A 23,136-nucleotide genomic window follows, 5' to 3' on the forward strand; every position below is an offset into this window, starting at 1 on the left:
GGCTCAGGCCCCGGCCGCGAGCTCCTTGGCGCGGGCAAGCGCCGCGGCGGCCGCATCAGCGAACGTACCGTCGAGGTGCGCATCCTGCAGCACGGCGATCGCCCGTTCGGTCGTCCCCTTGGGACTGGTGACACGGCGGCGGAGCTCGGCCGGGTCTTCACCGGAGGCGTCGAGCAGTGCCGTCGCGCCGATGAAGGTCTGCTCCGCCATGAGGCGGGCATCTGCCTCGGAGAAGCCCATCCCGATCGCGGCCTTGGTGAACTCCTCGACGAGCAGATAGACGTATGCGGGGCCCGAGCCCGAGATCGTCGAAAGCGCGTCGATCTGCGATTCCGGCACCTCGATCACGGCGCCGACCGTCTCGAACAGACGCCGGACGAGTGCCAGGTCATCGGCGGACGCTGAGGCTCCCGCGGCGAGCCCGGTCACGCCCTTGCGCACCGTCGCCGGAGTGTTCGGCATCGAGCGGATGGCGCGCGCGTCGTCGCCGAGCGCGTCGGCGAAGGTGCGCAGGGTGACGCCCGCCGCCAGGCTCACCACGATCGCGTCGGGGGCGAGATCCGGAGCGATCTCGCGAAGCAGGTCCGGCACCATCGCCGGCTTCACACCGACGAGGATGATGCGGGCGCCGGCGACGGCATCCGCGTTGCCTTTCGGATTCTCCTCGAGCGCGATGCTGCGCACTCCTGGCAGATCGGCGAGCTCGTTCGCCTTCGACCGGGTGCGATTGGTGGCGGTGATTCCGCCATCGATCTCGATTCCGGAGGCCACGACGCCGCGAAGGATCGCGCCGCCCATGGAACCGGCGCCGAGGAAGGCGAGAGCGGGGAGAGAGGCAACCATGTCGCCATCCTATGGCGAGCGCTCGGCGGATCGACGGGGTGCGGAATTAGACTCGACACATGAGTGCATCCGGAGGCAATAAGGCCATCGTCGCGGCGTTCCTGGCGAATATGGGCATCGCACTGGCGAAGTTCGTGGCGTGGGCGCTTTCCGGTTCCGCGTCGATGCTCGCTGAGGCGGTGCACTCCCTCGCCGACTCCGGCAACCAGTTGCTCCTGTTGCTCGGTGGGCGCAAGGCGAAGCGCGAGGCCGACAAAGCCCACCCCTTCGGCTACGGCCGCGAGCGCTACGTCTACGCATTCGTCGTCTCGATCATCCTCTTCTCTGTCGGCGGACTCTTTGCCATCTACGAAGGCGTGGACAAGCTGACCAACCCGCACGAGCTGGATCCGGCGTGGTGGTGGCTCCCGATCGTCGTTCTCGTCGTGGCGATCGGCCTGGAGTCGTTCTCCTTGCGCACCGCGGTCCGCGAGAGCAACCTGGTGCGGGAGAAGGGCCAGTCCTGGGTGTCATTCGTACGGCGCGCGAAGGCACCCGAGCTTCCCGTCGTGCTGCTCGAGGACATCGGGGCGCTGATTGGCCTGACCTTCGCACTGCTCGGCGTCGGGCTCACGGTGATCACCCACAACCCGGTCTTCGATGCGATCGGAACGCTGATGATCGGCACCCTGCTGGTGATGATCGCGATCGTGCTCGGCATCGAGACCAAGAGCCTGCTCGTCGGCGAGGGGGCCAACGCGGGTGACCATGACCGCATCGTCGACGCGATCAACGACGGCCCTGAGGTGGAGAAGCTCATCCACATCAAGACCCTCTACCTCGGCCCGGACGAGCTCCTGGTCGCCGCGAAGGTCGCGCTCGCCTCGGACAAGAGCGTGCGTGAGGCGGCTGACGACATCAACGAGATCGAAGCACGGATCCGGGCGGCTGTGCCCGTCGCACGCGCGGTGTACATCGAGCCAGACGTCTACCGGCCGGCGATCGATCCCGAGCCGTCCACCGACGTGTTCGTGCTGAAGTCCTCGGACTGAGCTCAGCGCCGCTGCTCGAAGAAGTCGCGGAGCAGTGCGGTGGCGGCATCCGCTTCCACCCCGCCGATGACCTCGGCACGGTACGGCAGGCGGCGGTCGCGCAGGAGGTCGTACATCGATCCGGCCGCGCCGGCCTTGTCGTCCCAGGCGCCGAAGACGACGCGCCCGATCCTCGCCTGCAGGATCGCACCCGCGCACATCACGCACGGTTCGAGAGTCACGACGAGGGTGTGGCCCTCGAGATTCCATGTTCCGGCGGATGCCGCCGCCCGGCGCAGCGCCTCGACCTCGGCGTGACCGGTGGGGTCGTGCGTCGCCTCGCGTGTGTTGCGGCCCTCGGCGACGATGTGCCCGTCGCCGTCGAGGATGACGGCGCCCACGGGGATCTCATCGGCCGACGCCGCTTCCGTCGCCAGCGCGAGGGCACGCTGCATCGCACCGAGGTCGGCTGTGGTCATGCGTTGAGCCTACGACAGCGGGCGACGGTGGCCGGCTGGGTGCGAAGCATCCGATGTCGTGCGGGAGCGCACCGCGCATTAGCCTGTATTCATGCGCGTTCATGTGGCCGACCACCCCCTCATCACCCACAAGCTGTCGGTATTGCGCGATGAGCGCACTCCGTCGCCGGTGTTCCGTCAGCTGACCGAGGAGCTCGTGACGCTGCTCGCCTACGAGGCGACGCGCAACGTCAAGGTGTCGCCGATCGAGATCACGACTCCCGTGACCAAGACGATGGGCGTGAAGATCTCCGAGCCGCGGCCGATCGTCGTGCCGATTCTGCGCGCCGGACTCGGCATGCTCGAGGGCATGGTCAAGCTGCTGCCGACCGCCGAGGTCGGATTCCTCGGCATGGTGCGCGATGAGGAGACCTTCGAGCCGACGACCTACGCCGAGCGCCTGCCCGATGATCTGAGCGACCGCCAGTGCTTCGCGATCGACCCGATGCTGGCCACCGGTGGCTCATTGGGCGCGGCGATCGACTTCCTTTTCAAGCGCGGTGCGCAGGATGTCACGGCGATCTGCCTTCTCGGCACCCCCGAGGGCGTGGCCTTCATCGAGAACATGGTCGGTGACCGCGACGTCACCCTCGTGCTGGGTGCGCTCGACGAGCGACTCAACGAGAAGGGCTACATCGTGCCCGGCCTCGGCGACGCCGGCGATCGCCTGTACGGCACCGTCTGACGCCGCGCCTGCGGGCGACGTCTGACACCCTTTGCGGCAGCTCCCGACACCGGGTCGGAGCTGACTACGCGACGATGAGCCGATACGCGCGCTCGTCGCCGTGGTGCGTGAAGCCTGCCCTGCCCAGGATCGGCGCAGAGGTTGCGATGCGTCCCTTCACGAGGGCCGTCGTCGCGCCGAGTTCCGCACCGAATCGCAGTCGTTCGGCCAGTACCGCGCGGTAGGCGCCTCTGCCTCGAGCGCCCTCCAGCGTCGCTGCTCCCCACAGGCGCACGAAACCGTCGACGACCGTGCAACCGCCGGTGCTGGCCGGGGCTTCGTCGAGGCGCCCGAGCACGCGGGCTCCCCGCCCTGCGGTGAGCTCCTCGGCGATCTCGGTGAGTTCGGTGCGCAGCCCTTCGTCGTCCAGCGGCTCCTGCTCCCATACGGGCACGTTGATCGAGTCGACGTCTCGCACCTGCTCGAGGGTCTGCACGATCTCGGCGGTCGCATCGGATGGGACCTCGATCGGAGCGGCGTCGATCGAACGGGCGAGCACCGCGACGGTGTCGATGTGCTCAGCGCCGCGTCGGCGCAACTCGTCCTCGAGGTCGGGACGATCGGAGGCACTCGTCCAGAAGGTCAGACGCGACTCTCCCCACGCCCGCGTGCGCGCGACCGCATGATCGAGGACGGCTGCGGCATCCAGCAATGAGTCGACGTGCGAGCCGCGTACGCCCCCGCCCAATCGCGCCGGATAGCGCACCAGTTGAAGCTCGGTCTTCTCCTGCTCCCCACCGCGCGGGAACCAGACCCACGCGGCCGAGGCGCGGTGGATTTCGTCGATCGTATGCACAGTGCCCATCATTCCGCCGCGCCGACGAGACGCGCGAAAGCACTGAGCCGCGCCACGCCTTCTGGCGTATACGGCAGATCATCGAGCAGCGCCGGGGAGTGGATCAGGTACGCGACGCATTGCGCCCGGGAGATCGCGACGTTCAGGCGGTTCTGCAGGAGCAGGAACTCCGGTCCGCGCGGCGCATCCCTGCCGCTGGATGCCGCCAGCGACGTGATCGAGACGACGGCCTCCTTGCCCTGGAAGTTGTCGACCGTTCCGACCGGTACGCGCGGGAACCCGGCCGCGGCCAGCGCTTCGAGCACGAGCTGTTTCTGCGCGTTGTACGGGGTGACGACGATGATGTCTCCCTCGTTGAGCGGACGGCTCGTGGCGCCGGGATCGTTGTCGGTGAAGGTGCGCCCGATGAGATCGCGCACCAGGCGGACGACCTCGCCCGCTTCCTCCGGCGACTGCGTGGCGTTGCCGCGGTGCCGCAGCGGAACGACGTGGAGACCCGAATCGACGCCCTCGACGGAGCGTCGCTCGGTGCCGGGCGCGGATGCCAGCTTTCCGGCGTAGGCGAGCTTCGAGACGGGTGCGGCGATCAGCGGATGCATTCGCCACGACCGCGCCAGGAAGTAGCCGTATTCCGGTCGCACGACGGCGTCGCCGTCCATCACCCAGCCGAGCGCCGAGGTGTCGACGGGCTCGGGGTGCGCGCCCTGACTCACCTGAGGCAGTTGCTGCGGGTCACCGAGGAGCAGCAGCCGTTTCGCTCCCGCAGCGACCGCGATCATGGACGCGAGGGAGAACTGCCCCGCCTCGTCGATGACGAGGAGATCAAGCCCCGCGCGTTCGACGCGGTTGCTGTTGCTGAAGTCCCACGCGGTGCCGCCGACGACGACGCCCTCGCCCTGATGCTCGGCCAGGAACGCCGCCATCCCACTCTTCGGGATCACCGTGTATCCGGGGTCGATCCCGGCGTCCTTCGGCGATTTGGCGACCTGCGCCGGCGAGACGCCGTCGGCGACGATCCGCTCCAGCAGCGTCTCGATGATGGCATGCGACTGCGCGACCACACCGACCTTGAAACCGTGCTCGTTCACGAGCCGTGCGATCACCTGCGAGCCGGTGTAGGTCTTACCCGTTCCCGGGGGACCCTGCACGGCGAGGTAACTGCGGTCGAGGTCGAGCACGGCACGGACGATCGCGTCGATCAGGTCGTCCTCGGCCGCGGGAAGCGGCCCTCCGGAGCGCGTCCGTGGCGGGATCCGGCGGAGGATGTCGGTCGCAGCATCTTCGGGGAAGCCCGGCGCCGCGAGATGCACGGCATCCGCCCATTCGTCGATCGCGCCCTGCAGCGATACGACCCGCGGCGGCGCCGCCGGCGTCAGCGCGAGCGGGAGTTCATCCCAGGTCTGCCCTTGGATCGCGGATTCGGCCACGACGTAGCCGTCGTCGAGCACCTCGGTCACGGTCACCGTGTGCGGCACGTGCACGGCTCGGGACGCGACCTCGGTGTCGAACGGCGCGGGCACCTCGTACAGCGCGAAGGGCTGCGCACCCTCTCCGAGAGTCGTCCCCGGCGAGACCTCTCCGCGGATCTCCACCTCGCGAGACATCACTCGTCGCCCCTCGCCGACGCTCCACTCCCGCCGCACCACGCACGAGCCCGGATCGACCCGCACGACATCGCGCGTGCCCTCCCACATCGTCACCGGCTCGCGCAGGCGCTGGAAGTGCCCGACCCAGAAGCTCTTCGCCTCGCGCGGGAAGTAGTCGATCGCCGCGGCGGCGAGGCGATGCACCTGACCGTCACCGCCGGCCTCGACAGCGCGCTCGGCGTCCGCGAGCAGCGCGACGGATCGCGGAGACGGCTCGTAGATCACCTCTTCGGCCTCGTCGGGCGGCGCCGGGTGCACGCCCTCCCGTTTCGCGATCTCGATCAGCCAGTTGCGCAGCCTCCGCGTGGAGACGCAGTCGTAGCGGTTGTAGTCGGCGAGATCGGCGAGAACCGCGTCTGCCTCGGTCTGCTCCCCCGCAGCCGCGAGTTCCTTGGCCGCGACGTACTGCACGATCGAGTCGTCGCCCTTCTGCACATCGCTGGTGCGCACGTCATCACCCATGTACAGCGGCTCGAGCTTCTTGATCGAATACGACCTCGACCCCACGCGGACCGTCCGCAGCACGAGTGGATACAGATCGACGAACACGCCTTCGCGGAGCAGCCGATCGACCTCGCCCTCGCGCACGCCGTGGCGCGCGGCCATCGCGACAAGGTGCGAGGTCTCGTACGGGGCGTAGTGGTAGATGTGCATACCGGGGTGGGCGGCCCGACGGGCATTCACGAAGTCGAGGAAGGTCTCCAGGGCGCGCCGCTCATCGGCGAAGGTGTGCGCCCACAGGGGCGTGTACTGATCGGCGTTGTCGACCCAGCCGAACAGATAGTCGATCCCCCACTGCGCGTCGCCGTCCGGAGCCGGCTCCGTGTACAACGGGTCGCCCTCGAAGTCGAAGAAGATGTCACCGTGGCTGGGCACCGGGAGCGTGTGGATGGCCGCCGCGTAGTGCACGTCGTAGGTCGCGACGCCCTCCACGTCGGCGCGGATCTGCAGCCGTGCCTGTGCACGGAGGGTCTCGAAGGTATCGGCGTTCATCCCGTCGGGGACGCCCGACGCTGCGGCGAGATCGTCGATCGTCTCGATGCCGGCGGTCCGGAGTCGAGCGCGCTGCACCGGGCGCATCCGCGCGACCATGAGCAGGTCGCGGTGGGCGATCACCTGCTCCTCGCACGTGGCGCAGCGCCCGCAGGCCACGATCTCGAGGTCGCCGCGGTCGTCGCCCCAGCCGAGTGGCGCTCCGCTGTCTCCGTCTTCGATGCGACGGTCGGCGATGAGCGCCCGCAGTCGGGCGCGACGCACCTGGAACAGCGGCAGGAGGTGGTCGACCGCGTGCGTGCTGAGGCTGCCGTCGCCGAGGATCAGGTCGACTTCATCGGATCGGGGCACCCCGAGGCGGTCGAGCTGATCGACATATGCCGCAAGCTGCATGAGCGCGGTCACCCGCGCCTTGCGGGCGAGTTTCGAGTCCTGGACACGCCAGCGCCCGTCATCGTCGCGGCGCAGGAAATCGGCGAAACCGACGAACTCGGGAGTGGCGAAGGCGGCCTGGAACACCACCAGCGCCTCGGAGCGCAGAGCCTGCCCCGTCTCGGCGACGGCGGCGGCCAAGGCCGCAGCGTCTACCGACGAGACCTTGTCGACGCGATGCACTCGCGCGTCACCGAGGTCGTCGATGTAGCGCTCGAGGACGTTCTGCTCGTGCACATCGCCGAGCCTCGCGGCTCGGGCGAGCGTGGCATCCACAGGCTCCTCGACGGCCGGAACCCTGCCCAGCTTCGCGTCGAGGGCGCGGCACCACGCGAACTCGCATTCGGCGGCCGCCTTGAGGTCGCTCGCGCTCCAGATGACGCGCTGCGCCTGAGTGTCGATCCGCACGATGCTCCCGTTCCCTCGGATGCTTCGACACTAGCCGCGGCATCCGACACCGGAGATCGCGCTCAGCGCCACCAGGTGTCGTCGGGGACCACAGGGAGATGACGCTTGTGCTGCGTGGCGAGGTACTTCGCCTCGATGCGGCCAGCGACCTCAGCGTCCACCGGCAGCCCCTCGAGGAAATCGTCGATCTGCTCGTAGGTGAGTCCGAGTTCGTCTTCATCGGCGCGTCCCGGCTGGCCGTCGAGGAGATCGGCCGTCGGCACCTTGAACGCGAGGCGATCGGGGGCGCCGAGCGAGAGCAGCAGGGAACGTCCCTGGCGCTTGGTGAGACCGGAGAGCGGCAGAATGTCCGCCGCGCCGTCGCCGAACTTCGTGTAGAAACCCGTGACAGCCTCAGCCGCATGGTCGGTCCCGACCACCAGCAGACCGTCGTGACCGGCGAGCGCGTACTGCGTCACCATGCGGACACGCGCCTTGATGTTGCCGCGGTTGAAATCGCTGATGTCGCTGGTGACGGCGAACTCGATGTCCTCTTCCACCCCGTCGACGCCGTTCTGAATGTTCACCTCGACCGAGGCGTCCGGCACGATGTACGCGAGTGCGGCCTCGGCATCCGCGGCGTCCTTCTGCACCCGGTACGGCAAGCGCACCGCGAGGAACCGCGCCTCGCCACCCTCGGCCCGCACCCGCTCGACGGCGAGCTGCGCGAGGCGTCCGGCCAGCGTCGAGTCCTGACCGCCGGAGATGCCGAGCACGAAGCCCTTGGCACCGGTCGTGCGCAGGTAGTCCACCAGGAACTGCACTCGTCGCTCCACCTCGGCGGCGGGATCGATCTCGGCCTTGACGCCGAGCGCTTCAGAGATCTGCTGCTGCAGGGACACGGGCTCCTCCACTCTGTCTCGAACCAGTATCGCCCTTCCGTGTTACGCACGGATGACGCCGGGGGGCTGAGCACACAGAGGATATCCGGCTCCGACCTGGCAGGATAGTGCGGTGAAACTTCTCGTCGCCGCTCTGAGCTCCGAACTCGCCGCCTTCCCGGACGCCCTTCCTGGTTTCGATCGGCTGGTGACCGGACCCGGCAAACTCCAGGCCACGTACGCGCTCACCCGTGCGCTCGATGCGAAGACCTATGACGAGGTCGTCGTCGTCGGCACTGCCGGCGCGATCGACCCGGACCTTCCGGCAGCGGTGCACGAGGTCGGCACCGCATTCCAGCATGACGTCACCGACCTCGATGGCATCGCGGGTCAGCACGTTTCGCTGCCCGCGCGGGTCTCAACCGGACGCGACGGCGTGCTCATCGCCACCGGCGACCACTTCGTCGACGATGCCGAGGTCACCGCGATCATCCGTCCTACCGGCGCCGCGCTGGTCGACATGGAGACCTACGCCTACATCTGGGTGGCCGAGCAGTTCGGCGTGCCGATCCGGGTGTTCCGCGCCGTGTCGGACAACGCCGAGGACGGTGCGCTCACCGACTGGCGTGAGGCGGTCGCGCGCTGCAGCGAGCAGCTGCGCGCATTCATCCAGGACGAGTACGGCGTCTGATTCAGACACCGTCGCGGCGGGATCGCGTCAGCGCGCCTCGATGATGCTCGGCCCGTTCGCCGTGGCGCGCACCGTGAGCTGGGCTGGGATCTGCTCCTGCATGGCGTCGACGTGACTGATCACGCCGACCGTGCGCCCGCCCTGACGCAGTTCGTCCAGCGTGCGCATGGCGATGTCGAGAGTGTCGCCGTCGAGGGATCCGAATCCCTCGTCGATGAACAGGGTGTCAAGACGGATGCCTCCGGCCCGCGCCGTCACCACCTCGGCGAGGCCGAGAGCGAGCGCGAGGGAACTGAGGAACGTCTCGCCTCCGGACAATGACTGGGCAGGTCTCGTCTGGCCGGTGAAGGCGTCGAAGACGACGATGCCGAGACCGGATGCCGCGCCCCGCGCCGCGAGCGCGTCGGAGTGCTGCAGCTGGTAGCGCCCCGTCGACATGTCGTCCAGACGCCGGTTCGCGGCCCGGACGATCTCTTCGAGTTCGGCGGCGAGCACGAACGTCTCCAGGGTCATCTTGCGCGTGTTCGCTCCACGCCCTGCGAGGGTGTCGGCGAGGTTCTGCAGGATCTCGTGGTCGGCGGCCTGACCAGCGCTGGCGGCATGCTCTGCGTCCGCCGAGTCGATGAGACCGTTCAGCCGCCCCACCGTGGCCCCAGCGCGTTCGACGGCTTCCATCGCTGAGATCCACCGTGACCGGACGGCCGCTGCCGCTTCTTCTGCGGGTGCGGCGTCGATCGGATCTTCGGGAAGGGCCCGCAGCTCGAGCGGCAGCAGCACGCCCTTCTCCTTCTCCCGCTGCACGGAATGCGTCGTGATCCGCTGATCCAGGGCGGACTGCTCGGCCGGGGACCGCAGCGCGGACTCGACTTCGGCGTCAGCGTCGAACGGGGACTTCTCGAGTGCCGCGCGCAGCGCCGTGTCCGCTTCGGCGAGGGCGACGACACGCTGCGCGTGCTCGGTGAGCGCGGATGCCAGAGCCGACGCGGCGGCGATCCGAATGCGGGCCTCGTCCAGACGGGCCGCGACGGACTCGGCGTCACCGCGGGCCGCCTCGATCGATGAGACGGCTTCCCGCGCGCTCTCCTCTCGCACCGCAAGCGACTCGCGCGCGGCGGCGAGCGCGGATGCCGCTTCGCCGCGTTCCTGTTCGAGTACGTCACCCCGCGCCGTCGCCTCCGCCAGCTCGGCGTCGAGCGCCGTGACCCGAGCGGCGACCGTTTCTGCGTCGGCGAGATCTGCGGACGCGGATTCGAGTTCTTGCTGGGCCTGAGCATCCGAGCGACCGTCGGCTATGGCAACGGCTCCGGCGAGTTCTGCTCCCAGCGCCGCGAGGCGTTCGACGACGTCGCGCTCAGCCCTCGCCGCGGCGTCGCGCGCCGTCTCCGCCTTCTCGATGTCTTCAGCGGAGATCGGATCGGTGTGCGCGGCGGGAGCCGGATGTTCGGCCGAGCCGCAGACCGGGCATGGTTCGTCGGCCGTCAGCGTCGTGGCGAGTTCACCCGCGTATCCGTCGAGCCGACGCTGCAGGAGCGCCGCCAGCGCGGACTGGGCGATGGCCAGCGTGCTGTTCGCCGCTGCCCTGTCGCGGTCGGCCGCCGCCTTCTCCGCCTCGAGCCGTACGACCTCGCGAGCGGCCTTGCGGCGGACAGCCGCCTGATCGCGCGCATGGGTGAGACCGTCCAGACGATCCGCGCTGCGGCGGGCCGAGTCGCGTGCTTCGGTGACGCGGAGGATCAGCGCAGGAAGCTCACCGCGCTCCTCGTCGATGCGTTCCGCCTGGCGAGATGCCGCATCCACCGCCGAGCGCGCCGATTCCAGCTCCGCCAGGCGTTCGGAGGTGGCGGACTCGAGCTGCGCGGCACGCTGCCAATGCCCGCTTTCGCGGGTGAGGTGGGATGACCAGCTCTCCAACGCGACAGCGGACTCGTCGTCGAGTTCGACGCCGATGGCGCGCCACGTATCGCGGGCACGGTCGACAGCGGCCCGAGATGTGGTCTCGGCGGACGCCGCGCGCGTCACCGCCTCCAGCACACCACGGAGCGTCTCAGCGGACCGGGCACGGTCGAGCGTGCGTCGCGCCTCGTCGATCTGCGGCTGCTCCGCCTCGAGTATGGTCAGCGCGGATCGGGCTCGATCGCGCTCGGTCTGCGCGACGACCTGCTCTCGGAGATCGACCAGAGCCGCATCGGCCGACGCGAGAGCGCGCTCGGCGTCGTCACGCTCCGCGGAGCGGCGCTCCGCCCGGTATGCGGCGCGGGACGCGGCTCGTCGCAGGGCCTCGAGCCGATCCGCCGTGGTCATCGGCGCTGCGGAGGAGGGCACCGTCTGCGCCAGCTCCTCTTCGTCTCCGCTTTCGGCATCCGCGGGCTCTGCGCCGCCTTCTATCTCGGTGGCACCCGCGCCCGTAGTTCCCCAGAGCTCTTCGACGGTGACGAGTCGCTCGGCCTCCTCGATGCGCGCCGCCACCGCGGCCGTTCGCGTGCCGAGCGCCTGCTCCGATGCGCGGCGTCGCTCATCGAAGCGCGCCTGCACGTCTTCGAAACGCTCGGTGCCGAAGAGCTTTCGCAGCAGTGCCTGTCGGTCCTTACTGTTCGCCAGGAGGAACTCCGAGAACCGGTTCTGTGCGAGCAGGATCACCTGCAAGAACTGTTCGCGGCTCAGCTGCAGGATCGCGTCGAGCTCGTGCCCGACGTCGACGGCCCGCGCGGCACGGCCGATCCATCCGGCATCCGTCCGCTCTTCCAGCGCGACGGCCGGCGCCTGCTTTGTCATGCCGCCACCGCGCTTCGCCGGCCGGAGGTATTCGGGTGACCGGGTGACCCGGAAGCGACCAGCGGTGGTGCTGAACTCGACCACCACTTCGGTGATGTCGTCGGGCTCGCAGTGGTCGCTGCGCAGCCGCTTGTCACCGCTCTCGTAGCGAGGCACTCCGCCGTACAGCCCGAAGCACACCGCGTCGAGGATGCTCGACTTGCCGGCGCCGGTGCGCCCGGCGATCAGGAAGATGCCGTCGTCGGCGAATGCGTCGAAGTCGACGACCTGACGCGATCGGAACGGGCCGAACCCCTCGATCTCCAGGTGATGCAGCCGCATCAGCTCTTGCTCCCGATCACAACGAGACTCCGGATCAAACGAGCGCCTCCGCACGCACCCGGTCGTCGAGCACTTCGCGGATGAGTTCACCCTCGCGCTCGGTCGGCCCCTGCCCTGCGCGGACATGCTCGAGGAAGGCCTCGATGCGGTCGGTATCGGTCGCTGCGGCGCGAAGCCGCTGCGAATAGGAACGTTCGTCGGCCACGACGTCGGAGCTCGGCTGGTGCTGCACCATGGCGCAGTACGGGTATCGCTCGCGAAGTCGTCGCATCGGCTCGCGCTGCGGCAGCGCATCGGTGTAGATCGCGCAGACCCATTCCCCGGCGTGGGCCGCAACGTTGCCGGACGAGAGGATCTCATCGAGAGCGCCGGTCAGAGTGACGAGACCTCGCGGCACGGGGAGCGGCACCCACTCGACGGCGGCGAGACCCGCCGCGTCGAGCTCGACGAGCCAGGACCCGCGTTCCTTGTGCTGCTCACCGAAGCTGTAGTGCAGCGGCGCGCCCGCGTAGCGCACCCGCTCACTCACCTGCTGCCGCCCGTGGATGTGCCCGAGGGCGACGTAGTCGGGGCCGTCGAACACGCTCAGCGGCACGACGTCGAGCCCGCCCTGCCGTACTTCGCGTTCGAGACCGACGGTGGCATCGACGCCGGCGGCGAAGCAGTGCGCGATCGCGACCGAGCGGCCCGGGTAGGTGGACATCGCCGTGCGCACCAGATCCATCGCGTGCGCCATCGTCTGAGCCTGGGTGCGCAGGGGGCGCCCTTCCGAATCGCCGGCCGGCCAGTGCTGGCGCACGATCGCGGGCTCCAGATACGGAATGCCGAAGAACTGCACCGGACCATCGGCATCCGTCACCGTGATCGGTGTGCCGATGGCGAGCGGATCGGTGAGGACGTGGATGCCGTCGCGGAGCAGCCGGGCCTGGAAGCCGAGGCGCGCCGCCGAATCATGGTTGCCGCTGGTGACGATGACCCTGGCACCGGTCTCGTGGAGAGACACGAGCGTGTCGCCGAGAAGGGTGTACGCCTCGCCGGCTGGCGTGGCGGAGTCGAAGACGTCTCCGGCGACGATGACCACGTCGACGGCGTACTCGCGAACCTGCGCCGTCAACGCGGCCAGAACCTCGGCCAGCGCGCCCATGGTCGAGTTGCCATGGAAGGTGCGGCCGATGTGCCAGTCGGAGGTGTGCAGGATTCGCATACTCACACGCTACGAAGGGGGACGGACATTGCCCCTCAGGCGTGCCGCAACGAGGCAGGACGAAGATGACGGACGTCGTAACACGGCGTCACACAGCAGAGAGCTCAGGTGCGGCGGAGAAGCCTGGCGTGCTCCGGGTGCGCAGCGAACCAGTCGGCGACGTACCAGCAGACGGGTTCGACCCTCCGGTCGCCGCGCTGCTCGATATCGGCGACAGCCCCGGCTACGACCCGTGCTGCATGGCCGTGGCCGCGGAAACTCGGGATCGTGAACGCTCGGGTGAGGGCGATCGTACGTCCGTCATCGCGGTAGTCGAGCACGCTCACCAGCACTCCGTCGCGCATGAGCGTGTAACGCGAAGCATCCTTCTCATCGGTGAGGATGAAGCCGTCGACGATCGTGGAACCGGTCACCGTCACCAGATTACGCCGGGGTCTGCACGAATGGCGTGTTTTGACACGGAGCGACATCATCCGACATACTTCCTCCCATGACCACCAACGCAAGCCCTTTGTCCGCCCAGGAGGCGAACAGGACTGCCGGGATGATGATGCCCGGTCGCGTTGGCATGTGTTGCCGAATGTGTCGCTGAACGAACAGCCACCCCGCACGACCCGGTTTTTCGCGATCTGCGACGACTGAGTCCACGAGCATCCACCCTTTTGCTCGCTTCCCGGCTCGCCCGGTCATTCATGCAACGCATCAGAGCCGCATCGGCTCACTGTCCCTAAGGACTTCATCATCATGTCGAACATCGCACTCCTCGAGCGTCCCGCCGTCACCGCCCCGATCCGCACCGTCCGGGCTCAGCAGGAGCAGCCGGCAGCGGCCGATCTTCCGGCCGCCCGCTCCCCTCGCGGCTTCGCCCTCTACGTCGGCCTCGACGAGATCAAGGCAGCCGAGGCCGGCGTCAGCCTTCCCGTCCTCGTCGATGCGCTCCGTCGCACGCTCGCAGAGCTCGCGCCCGGCGCCGAGACCCACGCCACCGTCGCTCTTGCCCCGCACGGCTCGGGTGGCCGCGACCTCGATCTCGTACGCCTCGCCCTGCAGGAGCCCGGAGCGATCGCCCGCACGAAGGCAGCGGCAGAAGAAGAGGCCGCCAGCACCGAGGGCGGCGTGACCGTCGACATCTCGCGCAAGCGCGTGCTCATCGACGGCGAGTCGGCTGCCTTCACGTACAAGGAGTTCGAACTCCTTCAGTACCTGGTACTCCGCGAGGGGCGCACGATCGAGCGCACCGAACTCGTCTCGGCTCTGTGGCAGGCGCAGGACGACGAGACCCCCGGCGAGCGCACCATCGACGTGCACGTCCGTCGCCTGCGGGCCAAGCTCGGTCGCTACGAGGACATCGTTCGCACCGTCCGCGGCATCGGCTACCGCTTCGACCGGCACGCCGACGTCGTGATCCGCTACGGCCACGGCACCCCTTCGCCCGACCGGTTCTGAGTCCCCTTCGCCCTCGTTCCGCCGATCCCCAGTTCATAACTCAGGAGAATCGGGCGTCGTCGACGTGATTCCGGTCGATCTCCGCCCGAATCGGCGGACTTCTCCTGAATCATGAACGCACACATCGGTGTCAGGCCTGGCACGTAGGGTGGGCGCATGACGTTGACAGCGGGCACGGAGCAGGCCGACGCCGGCGTCCCGCTGGAGACGACCTACCGTCCGGCACACGCCGTCGATCTGGGCGCCACTGTCGCGGTGCTTCGCCGCGGCGGCACCGATCCGACCCTGGTGGTCGACGGCTCCGTGATCTGGCGCGCGATGCGCACGCCGGATGGCGCAGCGACGATCGCACTGCGTTCGGTGTCCGGCGAGATCCGAGCGACAGCATGGGGCGCTGGCGCGGACTTCGCCCTCGAAACCGTGCCGCGGCTGTGCGGCAGCGCCGATGATCCTGCGCCCCTCGACGCGTCCCGGCATCCGGTGATCGCCGAAGCCGCGCGGCGCAATCCCGGCCTGCGACTCACCCGCACCGACCAGGTGTTCGACGCGCTGGCCTGCTCGATCCTCGAGCAGAAAGTCACCGCGATGCAGGCGTTCGGCGCCTGGCGCTCCCTCGTCTCACGCTTCGGCATTCGCGCTCCTGGGCCGACGCCGCGGCCGATGTTCGCGCCGCCCGCCCCGGCCGACTGGCAGCGCATCCCGTCGTGGTCGTGGCATCGCGCCGGCGTGGAGCCGCCGCAGTCGAAGACGATCGTCCGCGCCGCGGCACGAGGAGAGAGCATCGCCAGGGCACTGCACGCCGCCGCAACTCCCGAAGACCGCGATCGCGTGCTCACGAGCCTGCCGGGCGTCGGTGTGTGGACCGCGGCGGAGACACGCATCCGTGCGCTCGGCGATCCGGATGCGGTGAGCGTCGGCGACTTCCATCTGGCTCACGAGGTCGGCTTCGCGCTCACCGGACGGCGCGTCGATGACGACGGAATGCTCGAGCTCCTGGCGCCCTGGACCGGACAGCGCCAGCGCGTCATCCGCCTGATCCTCCGCAGCGGCATCCGGGAACCCCGACGGGGACCGCGCCTGGCGCCCGAGGACCACCGCGACCGCTGAGTCCGCGCCGCTGTGACGGGCGCCGCGCTGACTATGCTGGGGGCCATGAACACCCCTCGCACCGGCATCCGCCTGATCGGAACGATCGGACTGCTCGTCGTCGGCGTCGTGGTGGGACTGATCCTGCAGAACGTCTGGCTCGGCGTGCTGCTCGCCGCGATCGTCTGGCTGGTGTGGTTCCTCGGCTTCGAGTCCCGCCGCGGGCGCAACACGGGGGTCAACGACGAAGATCACGGCATCGAGCTCTGATCCGCCTGCAGGCGCACGAGCTCATTTGCCCCGCGTCGGGCCAGCCGTAAGACTGGCCGCATGGCTCTTCTCGATCACCTCGGCATCACCGTCGATGACATCGACCGCGGACGCGAACAGTTCCACCCGGTCCTCGAGGCGCTCGGCTACGTCTACGGCGTCGAGGCGGAGCACGGGATCTCGTGGAACCGCGGCGACGACACCGAGATCATCATCTTCGCGCCCCGCGAAGAGGGCACCGGCCCGCACGTCCACGGCAGGGTCGGATGGCAGCACCTCGCGTTCGCCGTCGACTCCCGCGACGAGGTCGATCGCCTGCACCGGATCGCCACGGATGCCGGCTGGGCCGTGGTGCGCGAGCCCAAGCTCTACCCGCGGTTCAACGACCGGTACTACGCCTCCTTCGTCGAGGATGACAACGGCATCCGTCTCGAATTCATGCACAACCCGCCGAGGGAGGCCTCCGCGGGCTGAGTCGCGGTGTCGGCGGCATCGACCAGACTGGATGTCATGGCGACCTTCGATCATCTCGGCATCACCGTCGACTCCGTCCCGCGGGCATCCGCGCAGTTCAACCCGGTGCTGGAGGCTCTCGGCTATACCCGGGCGCACGATGCGGAGGACCTGGCGTACTGGCGCAAGAACGGCGAGCCGGAGATCCTGCTGTACCCGGCGCGCGATGAGGATACCGGGCCGCATGAGCACGGCCGCGTCGGCTGGCAGCATCTCGCCTACGCCGTCGATTCCCGCGAGGAGGTCGATCGGTTGCACGACATCGCGATCGCCGCCGGGTGGACCGAGGTGCGCGGCCCGAAGGAGTATCCGCGCTTCAGCGAGCGCTACTACGCGGCGTTCGTCGAGGATGCGAACGGCATCCGTCTGGAGTTCATGCACAACCCGAAGGGGTGGGACTGACGCCTGACGATCAGCGCGCCTCCGCGACCTCGGCCTCGGCGCGGCGATCGGTGAAGGCCTGCTTCGGGACGAAGACCAGCAGCACTGCAGCAGCCAGCGCCGTCACACCGCAGACGATCCACACGGTGAAGTAGCCGCTCAGCGACCCGGCTGTTCCCTCGGCTGCACCAGCGGCTCCCGTGACACCGTGCAGCAGTGCGATTCCGAAGATGCACGACGCCACGGCGCCGCCGACCGTCTTCACCGAGTTCGTCAAGCCCGTCGCGACACCCGTCTGCGTCGCCGGCGCTGCGGATGCCGCCGCCGCGGGCAGCGCCGCCACCAGCGCACCGGAGCCGAGGCCGACGACCACCATGTTGATGATCACCTGGGCGTAGCTGTGATGGAACGGGAGGAATGCGAGGAAGCCGATGCCGACCAGCACGGATGCCCCCATCAGTGTCACCCGTGGCGATGTCCACCTCGCAACGGTGGGGAACAGCAGCGCCCCGGTGATCATCCCGATGAGGTAGATGCCGATGATGAGCGACGTCGCGAATCCGGTGGTGCCGAGGCCGTACCCGTAGATCGCCGGATCGGTGCGGGCGAAGGTCGACAGCGGGGCCTGCGCACCGAGCACGCTCACCCCGAACAGCCCGGCCGTGAGGAACACCGGTCCGAGGGCGGGCGAGCGGAACATGCGCACATCGATCAGAGGATCGTCGTGCCGCAGCTCCCACAGGGCGAACGGGACGATCAGCAGGAGGCCGAGAGCGACGACGGCCCAGGACCACGGGTTCACGAGACCACCGTCGAGGCGAAGAAGGCTGAGCCCTCCGGTGAAACAGATCAGCGCGAGCGAGATCAGCACCAGACCGACGGTGTCGAACACACCCCCGGTGGGTTCCGGTGACTCCTTCACACCGAAGAGGATCACGAAGAAGCAGAGGACGATGAGGATCGCAGGAACCAGCAGCACGACGGTCAGCGGCAGCACGTCGATGAGCGCGCCGCCCGCGAGAGCCCCGATGATCGCCCCGCCCTCGAGCGCGGCGACCAGCAGTCCGGCCGCCTTCGCGGTGATCCCGGAACGCCCTTCCATCCGCCGCGAACGCGACCAGATCAGTGCGATCTCCAGCGGCAGCCAGACGACGTAGAAGCCCATCAGCGCCCACGCCGCGAGGAACACCTCGAAGGAATCAGTGAACGGCAGAACGAGCGCCGCGGCGGCCGTGAGGGCTGTCGAGATCAACAGCATCCGCTTGTGGCCGACCATGTCGCCGAGCTTCGCGAAGGCAGGGACGACGAGGGCGGAGAGCATCAGCTGCGCCCCTTCGAGCCAGTTGACGTCGGCGTCGTGGATGCCGAGGTGCCGGGCGATGTCCGAGAGCATGGGCGTGTAGTAGCCCTGCAGCACGCCGCTGGTGAATTCCACGAATGCCAGGAACCCGACGACGACCGCAAGAGTGCCCAGTGTTCCCGTGCGCGTCATCGCGGCTCCTGCTTCTTCTCGGCCCGCCACGTCTCGACGGGCTCAGCAGCCACCGCGCGGTGAGATCACCCTAGCCGCTCGATCAACGACCGGTGGAACAGCTCACCCCGCTCCAGGCTCGTGATCTCGACGCTCTCGTCGACGCCATGGATCGACGCCCGCTGCGCATTCGACATCTCCAGAGGCGCGAAGCGGTAGACGGCGGGAGAGAACCGATGGAAGTGACGTGAATCGGTTGCGGCCATCATCACGTAGGGCACGGGCGTGACGCGCGGATATGCCTCAGCCAACGCCTCGACGAGCAGGCCGAACTGCGGGTTGTCGGTCGGCGATTCCGGCGAGGGCTCGCTCGCCTCGAGCACCTCGACGGTGACGAGCGGGTCGCGGATGCGCCGGCGAACGCGCAGCACCGTCTGCTGCGTCGTCTCGCCGAGGGCGATCCGCAGATTGACAGTCGCCGATGCCTGCGACGGAAGCACGTTGGCCGCGGTGCCACCCGACTGCATCGTGGCCGCAACGGTCGTGCGAACGAGCGCGGCTGCCTCACCACCCAGACCGGTGAAGACCCGGGCGGTCACCAGCGGAGCGGCGGCGAGCGCTCGCAGGGCATAGCGCGCCGGGCCGGGGGTCTGGGCGGCGAGCTGCGACAGCATCCGTGAGATCGCCCGGGGGACGCGGGGTCGGAAGGTGGACGGACCCAGCCGGTCGACGGCGCGCGCGATCCGCCGCACGGCGGTGACCTGCGGTGGGGCGGAGGCATGGCCGCCTTCTCCGCGCGCGGAGAACTGCAACGTCATCACGCCCTTCTCGCCGACGCCGATCATCGCAGCCCGTCCCGGCACGAACGGGAGAGGCGCGTCGACGACAGCACCGCCTTCGTCGATCACCAGCCACGGGATGAGATCGCGCCGCCGCAGGACGTCGGCGATCGCGATCGCAGCACCGCCGAAGGTCTCCTCGTTGCCGCCGAATGACAGGTAGACATCCCTGGCGGGAACGAAGCCCGAGGAGAGCAGGTTCTCGACCGCCTCGAGGATCACGATCAGCGGTCCCTTGTCGTCGAGCGTTCCGCGCCCGAACACCGACCCGTCCGCGATCACCCCGTCGAACGGCGGGTAGGTCCAATCGTCGCTCTCATCGACCGGGACCACGTCGTAGTGCGCCATCAGGACGAGCGGACCGTCGGATGCTGCCCGCCGCCCTTCCCAGCGGAAGAGCAGCCCGAAGTCGGTGTGGCGTTCGAGTGTCAGCCTCTCGTGGGTGAGCGGGTAGAGCTCGGCGATCAGGGCGACGAACTCCTCGAAAGGTCCGGATCCGCGTTCCGCGAGTTCGGCCGACACTGTCGGCAGCTGGATCATCTGCGAGAGGCGCTCGGCGATGCCGGGCCGTGGGAGATGGGCGGAGGCGCTCTCTGTCGACATCGCGCCAGGATATCGCCGTCGGCATCCGCGCACTCCCCTGCCGTCCGGCCTGCCGCCTAGCATCGAAGCATGCCCGTCCCGTTCTCCCAGGTGTCCGATGTCGACCGGCATGACGCATTTCCCACGACCCCGTCCGGCGGCGGGGTGCTGCTGTTCGCCGGGTCGAGCGGTCGCATCGAGCAGGAGCGCGCCGACCTCCTCGCCGCGCACGGCATTCGCGTCCGCGCGATCCGCTGGTTCGGTGGCGCCGGCCAGCGCGCCGTGCCGCACGAGGTTCCGCTCGAACTCTTCATCGACGAGCTCGACTCCTTGCGCGCGGAGTGCGATCACGTGAGCATCTTCGGCACGTCGTTCGGCGCCGAGGCGGCACTGCTCACGGCGACTCTGAGACCGGTGCATGCGGTCGTCGCCGCATCGCCGTCGAGCGTGGCATGGGGCGGCGTCCAGGACGGACGCTGGTCATCGCATTGGACGCTCGACGGGCGAGCACTGCCCTGGGTCCCTTTCGACGAGGAGTGGATGCCGCGCCACGATCCGCCCGAGTACCTCAGCCTGTACGAGACGAGTCTGCACCGCGACACCGCCGCCACTGAAGCGGCCACGATTCCAGTCGAACGCATCGCCGCGCCGGTGATCCTCACGGCCGGAGGCGATGATCGGGTGTGGCCGAGCGCGGAGTTCGCTGCGGCGATCGTGAAACGTCGCTCGGACCATGGTCTGCCGACCGAGCTGTTCTCCGCTCCTGACGCAGGACATCGACTCCTCCTCCCCGGCGAAACGGTCGCCGCCGGCGGGATGTCGATGCGGCGCGGCGGCGACGATGAATCCGATCGGGCGCTCGGCAACCGGGTGTGGCCGCGGGTGCTCGACGCCCTCCGGTAGCGCCCGCACACGGCTCTTGCGGATGTCGGATGCTCGGCGCAGACTGTTCCCGCAAGCGGGGCCGGCCGAGACATCTCTCTTCTCCCAAGGAGCAACCATGGCAAATCTCAACCCGTATCTGTCGTTCCGAACCGAAGCGCGCGAGGCGATGGAGTTCTATCAGAGCGTCCTCGGCGGCGAGCTCGAGGTCAACGTATTCGGGGAGTTCCCCGACATGGTGCAGGACCCGAGCGAGAAGGACCTCATCATGCACGCCCAGCTCACGACGCCGGACGGCCTCGTTCTGATGGCGTCCGACTCCCCCAGCGGCATGCCGTACGAGAAACCGCAGGGATTCTCGGTGTCGTTGAGCGGCAACTCCGAAGAGCAGGCTCAGGCTGTGTGGGACAGGCTCGCCGACGGCGCGACGATCACGATGCCGCTCGATACGCCGCCGTGGGGTGGAACCTTCGGGATGCTCGTCGACCGCTTCGGCGTCCCGTGGATGATCCACGGCGACCCCGAGGAATGACCCCGCCACCGAACATCGGGTATGGCCCGCCGCGGGGGTCCGGGCCATACTCGAGGCATGACGCGCGCGATCGAGATCGACGACTACCACCAGGCTCTCCGCCCGGGTGATCGCGAAATCTGCGAGCTTCTCGCCACGGAGATCGAACGCGAGCTGCCGGATGCCACCGGCAAGGTCTGGCACGCGCATCCGGTCTGGTTCCTCGACGGGAACCCGATCGTCGGATACAGCCGCCTCAAGGACGCCGTGCGTCTGCTGTTCTGGAGCGGTCAGTCCTTCGACGAGCCCGGGCTTACACCGGAGGGCACGTTCAAGGCGGCCGATGCGCGCTACGTCGACGCGTCAGAGGTCGACCGAGATGCGGTGGCCCGCTGGCTGACCGCGGCCCGGAGCATCCAGTGGGACTACGAGCACATCCGCACGAATCGCGGCTTGGTCAAGCGCACCGAGTTCTGACTCGGGACGCCGTCAGTGCAGCGCGTTCTTCGTGATGTACGAGCGCAGTGCCGGCTCGTCGTCCGGCATCTCGGCGACGCGCTGCGGAGCATCCAGCATCTGACGCAATTCGGGTGAGAACTCGAGCTCGATGCCGATCGCCTCGTGGATCGTCTCGGCGAACTTCTGCGGCTTCGCGGTCTCGAGGACGAGCATCGGGACGCCGTCCTCCAGATACGAACGGGCGACTTTCACGCCGTCTGCGGTGTGCGGGTCGATGATCTCGCCCGACGCCTCGTAGACGGACCGGATCGTCGCCAGACGGTCGGCGTGCGTCGACGTACCGCTGACGATGCCGAACTCGGCTTCGAAGCGCGGCTGCTCTGCCGAGAGGTCGAAATGCCCCTGCTCGTCGAGCTCGCGCCACGCCGTCACCACGCGCCGCGGGTCGCGGTCGACGAGGTCGAAGATGAAGCGTTCGAGGTTCGAGGCTTTGGAGATGTCCATCGACGGGCTGGAGGTCGCGAGCGTCTGCGCTGCGGCACGAGGCCGGTAGATACCGGTGCGGAAGAACTCGTCCAGCACGTTGTTCTCGTTCGCCGCGAGGACGAGACGGCGGATCGGCAGCCCCATCTGCTTGGCGAAGAAGCCGGAGAGGATGTTGCCGAAATTGCCGGACGGCACCGTGAACGAGACCTCGACGGGTCCGTCGGCATCCGTCGCCCGCAACCAGGCCCAGAAGTAGTAGACGATCTGCGCGGTGATCCGAGCGAGGTTGATCGAGTTGACGGCGCCGAGGTGCTGCGCTCGCTTGAACTCCAGGTCACCGGCGAGGCTCTTGACGAGGTTCTGGCAATCGTCGAACACGCCCTCGACGGCGATGTTGTGCACATTCTCGTCATCGATCGAGAACATCTGTGCACGCTGGAAACTGCTCATCCGCCCCTGCGGCGACAGCATGAAAACGGAGACCCTTGCCTTGCCGCGCAGCGCGTGCTCGGCGGCCGAGCCGGTGTCTCCGGAGGTGGCGCCGACGATGTTCAAGACACTGTCCCGCTGCTCCAGCGCGTACTCCAGCACCTGGCCGAGGAACTGCATCGCCATGTCCTTGAACGCCAGCGTCGGCCCCTCGGACAGTCCGACCAGCGTGATTCCCTCGCCGATCGATCGCAGCGGGACGACGGCCTCCGGGAAGTCCGCGTACGCGTCGGCGCACATCATGGCGAGGTCGTCGCGCGGGATGTCGGTCGCGAACAGGCCGAGCACCTCGGTGGCAAGCTCCGGGTAGCTCAGACCGCGCCAGCTCTCCAGCGTTGCGGCGTCGACCTGCGGCATCTCCTCCGGGACCGCCAGGCCGCCGTCGGGCGCCAGGCCCTCGAGCAGCGTGTCGCTGTACGGCAGCGGCTCCATGCCACCTCGGGTGGAAATGAACTGCACGGTGGCTCCTCGGGTCGGAATCGGCGAGTGACGCGGGTTCCATT

General features: G+C 68.6%; 22 protein-coding genes. 11 read left to right on the forward strand and 11 right to left on the reverse strand.

Annotated features, from left to right (window positions below):
- Positions 1 to 3: 3 nt before the first annotated feature.
- Entirely contained in the window at positions 4 to 843 is an 840-nt protein-coding gene (proC, locus tag LTA6_RS02535; protein WP_341975896.1) for a pyrroline-5-carboxylate reductase, read from the reverse strand.
- Positions 844 to 902: 59 nt separating this feature from the next.
- Between proC and LTA6_RS02540 the strand changes: the two genes are divergently transcribed.
- A complete protein-coding gene (locus tag LTA6_RS02540; protein ID WP_341975897.1) occupies positions 903 to 1,874 on the forward strand; it encodes a cation diffusion facilitator family transporter in 972 nt (323 codons plus the stop codon).
- 2 nt (positions 1,875 to 1,876) lie between these two features.
- Here the strand turns inward: LTA6_RS02540 and tadA are convergent, their stop codons facing one another.
- Positions 1,877 to 2,332, reverse strand: coding sequence for a tRNA adenosine(34) deaminase TadA (gene tadA / locus LTA6_RS02545; RefSeq protein ID WP_341975898.1), 456 nt, complete (start codon positions 2,330 to 2,332; stop codon positions 1,877 to 1,879).
- A gap of 91 nt (positions 2,333 to 2,423) precedes the next feature.
- On the opposite strand from tadA, the gene upp reads away from it, so the two are divergent.
- Positions 2,424 to 3,056, forward strand: coding sequence for a uracil phosphoribosyltransferase (gene upp, locus LTA6_RS02550; RefSeq protein WP_341975899.1), 633 nt, complete (start codon positions 2,424 to 2,426; stop codon positions 3,054 to 3,056).
- Positions 3,057 to 3,120: 64 nt separating this feature from the next.
- Here upp and LTA6_RS02555 read toward each other — a convergent pair whose 3' ends face one another.
- The 3 genes from LTA6_RS02555 to nadE all read right to left on the reverse strand — a co-directional run bounded on the left by LTA6_RS02555 (position 3,121) and on the right by nadE (position 8,251).
- On the reverse strand, positions 3,121 to 3,900 hold the full coding sequence (locus LTA6_RS02555; RefSeq protein WP_341975900.1) for a hypothetical protein: 780 nt from the start codon (positions 3,898 to 3,900) through the stop codon (positions 3,121 to 3,123).
- Positions 3,900 to 7,370 (reverse strand): TM0106 family RecB-like putative nuclease, encoded by a 3,471-nt coding sequence (locus tag LTA6_RS02560; RefSeq protein WP_407358566.1) that lies wholly within the window; start codon positions 7,368 to 7,370, stop codon positions 3,900 to 3,902. Before LTA6_RS02560 ends, LTA6_RS02555 begins: the two co-directional genes overlap by 1 nt.
- 62 nt (positions 7,371 to 7,432) lie before the next feature.
- Complete coding sequence (gene nadE / locus LTA6_RS02565) at positions 7,433 to 8,251, reverse strand: ammonia-dependent NAD(+) synthetase (protein WP_341975902.1); 819 nt, start codon at positions 8,249 to 8,251, stop codon at positions 7,433 to 7,435.
- Between the two features lie 112 nt (positions 8,252 to 8,363).
- Between nadE and LTA6_RS02570 the strand changes: the two genes are divergently transcribed.
- On the forward strand, positions 8,364 to 8,921 hold the full coding sequence (locus LTA6_RS02570) for a nucleoside phosphorylase (RefSeq protein WP_341975903.1): 558 nt from the start codon (positions 8,364 to 8,366) through the stop codon (positions 8,919 to 8,921).
- A gap of 27 nt (positions 8,922 to 8,948) precedes the next feature.
- Here the strand turns inward: LTA6_RS02570 and LTA6_RS02575 are convergent, their stop codons facing one another.
- The 3 genes from LTA6_RS02575 to LTA6_RS02585 form a co-directional block, all read right to left on the reverse strand.
- The gene (locus LTA6_RS02575; RefSeq protein ID WP_341975905.1) at positions 8,949 to 12,014 is read right to left on the reverse strand and encodes an AAA family ATPase; all 3,066 of its coding nucleotides are present in this window, start codon (positions 12,012 to 12,014) and stop codon (positions 8,949 to 8,951) included.
- Positions 12,015 to 12,048: 34 nt separating this feature from the next.
- Positions 12,049 to 13,218 carry an exonuclease SbcCD subunit D gene (locus LTA6_RS02580; protein WP_341975906.1) on the reverse strand — a complete coding sequence of 390 codons (1,170 nt, stop codon included), beginning with the start codon at positions 13,216 to 13,218 and terminating at the stop codon, positions 12,049 to 12,051.
- A 104-nt stretch (positions 13,219 to 13,322) separates the two neighbouring features.
- Positions 13,323 to 13,631: an N-acetyltransferase gene (locus LTA6_RS02585; RefSeq protein ID WP_341975907.1), complete on the reverse strand. Its 309-nt coding sequence runs from the start codon at positions 13,629 to 13,631 to the stop codon at positions 13,323 to 13,325.
- 331 nt (positions 13,632 to 13,962) lie between these two features.
- On the opposite strand from LTA6_RS02585, the gene LTA6_RS02590 reads away from it, so the two are divergent.
- The 5 genes from LTA6_RS02590 to LTA6_RS02610 all read left to right on the forward strand — a co-directional run bounded on the left by LTA6_RS02590 (position 13,963) and on the right by LTA6_RS02610 (position 16,935).
- Positions 13,963 to 14,664 (forward strand): winged helix-turn-helix domain-containing protein, encoded by a 702-nt coding sequence (locus tag LTA6_RS02590; RefSeq protein WP_341975908.1) that lies wholly within the window; start codon positions 13,963 to 13,965, stop codon positions 14,662 to 14,664.
- A gap of 156 nt (positions 14,665 to 14,820) precedes the next feature.
- Entirely contained in the window at positions 14,821 to 15,771 is a 951-nt protein-coding gene (locus tag LTA6_RS02595) for a DNA-3-methyladenine glycosylase family protein (protein WP_407358567.1), read from the forward strand.
- 45 nt (positions 15,772 to 15,816) lie between these two features.
- Positions 15,817 to 16,020 carry a hypothetical protein gene (locus LTA6_RS02600; RefSeq protein ID WP_341975910.1) on the forward strand — a complete coding sequence of 68 codons (204 nt, stop codon included), beginning with the start codon at positions 15,817 to 15,819 and terminating at the stop codon, positions 16,018 to 16,020.
- Between the two features lie 60 nt (positions 16,021 to 16,080).
- A complete protein-coding gene (locus LTA6_RS02605; protein WP_407358568.1) occupies positions 16,081 to 16,494 on the forward strand; it encodes a VOC family protein in 414 nt (137 codons plus the stop codon).
- A 36-nt stretch (positions 16,495 to 16,530) separates the two neighbouring features.
- Positions 16,531 to 16,935: a VOC family protein gene (locus LTA6_RS02610; protein WP_407358569.1), complete on the forward strand. Its 405-nt coding sequence runs from the start codon at positions 16,531 to 16,533 to the stop codon at positions 16,933 to 16,935.
- A gap of 10 nt (positions 16,936 to 16,945) precedes the next feature.
- On the opposite strand, the gene LTA6_RS02615 is transcribed toward LTA6_RS02610, so the two are convergent.
- Both LTA6_RS02615 and LTA6_RS02620 read right to left on the reverse strand, forming a co-directional pair.
- Positions 16,946 to 18,406: an MFS transporter gene (locus LTA6_RS02615; RefSeq protein ID WP_363551116.1), complete on the reverse strand. Its 1,461-nt coding sequence runs from the start codon at positions 18,404 to 18,406 to the stop codon at positions 16,946 to 16,948.
- A 65-nt stretch (positions 18,407 to 18,471) separates the two neighbouring features.
- Positions 18,472 to 19,827, reverse strand: a complete 1,356-nt coding sequence (locus LTA6_RS02620; RefSeq protein ID WP_341975914.1) for a M20/M25/M40 family metallo-hydrolase — start codon at positions 19,825 to 19,827, stop codon at positions 18,472 to 18,474.
- 69 nt (positions 19,828 to 19,896) lie between these two features.
- Here LTA6_RS02620 and LTA6_RS02625 point away from each other — a divergent pair, with 69 nt between their 5' ends.
- From LTA6_RS02625 to LTA6_RS02635, 3 genes are all read left to right on the forward strand, one after another.
- On the forward strand, positions 19,897 to 20,709 hold the full coding sequence (locus LTA6_RS02625) for an acyl-CoA thioester hydrolase/BAAT C-terminal domain-containing protein (RefSeq protein WP_341975915.1): 813 nt from the start codon (positions 19,897 to 19,899) through the stop codon (positions 20,707 to 20,709).
- A 97-nt stretch (positions 20,710 to 20,806) separates the two neighbouring features.
- Positions 20,807 to 21,220 (forward strand): VOC family protein, encoded by a 414-nt coding sequence (locus LTA6_RS02630; protein WP_341975916.1) that lies wholly within the window; start codon positions 20,807 to 20,809, stop codon positions 21,218 to 21,220.
- Positions 21,221 to 21,277: 57 nt separating this feature from the next.
- Positions 21,278 to 21,676 (forward strand): DUF1801 domain-containing protein, encoded by a 399-nt coding sequence (locus tag LTA6_RS02635; RefSeq protein ID WP_341975917.1) that lies wholly within the window; start codon positions 21,278 to 21,280, stop codon positions 21,674 to 21,676.
- Positions 21,677 to 21,688: 12 nt separating this feature from the next.
- Here LTA6_RS02635 and thrC read toward each other — a convergent pair whose 3' ends face one another.
- Positions 21,689 to 23,092: a threonine synthase gene (thrC, locus tag LTA6_RS02640; RefSeq protein ID WP_341975919.1), complete on the reverse strand. Its 1,404-nt coding sequence runs from the start codon at positions 23,090 to 23,092 to the stop codon at positions 21,689 to 21,691.
- Positions 23,093 to 23,136: the final 44 nt, after the last annotated feature.

Origin of the sequence: Microbacterium sp. LTA6 (assembly GCF_045690355.1) — a bacterium.
Lineage (GTDB): Bacteria > Actinomycetota > Actinomycetes > Actinomycetales > Microbacteriaceae > Microbacterium.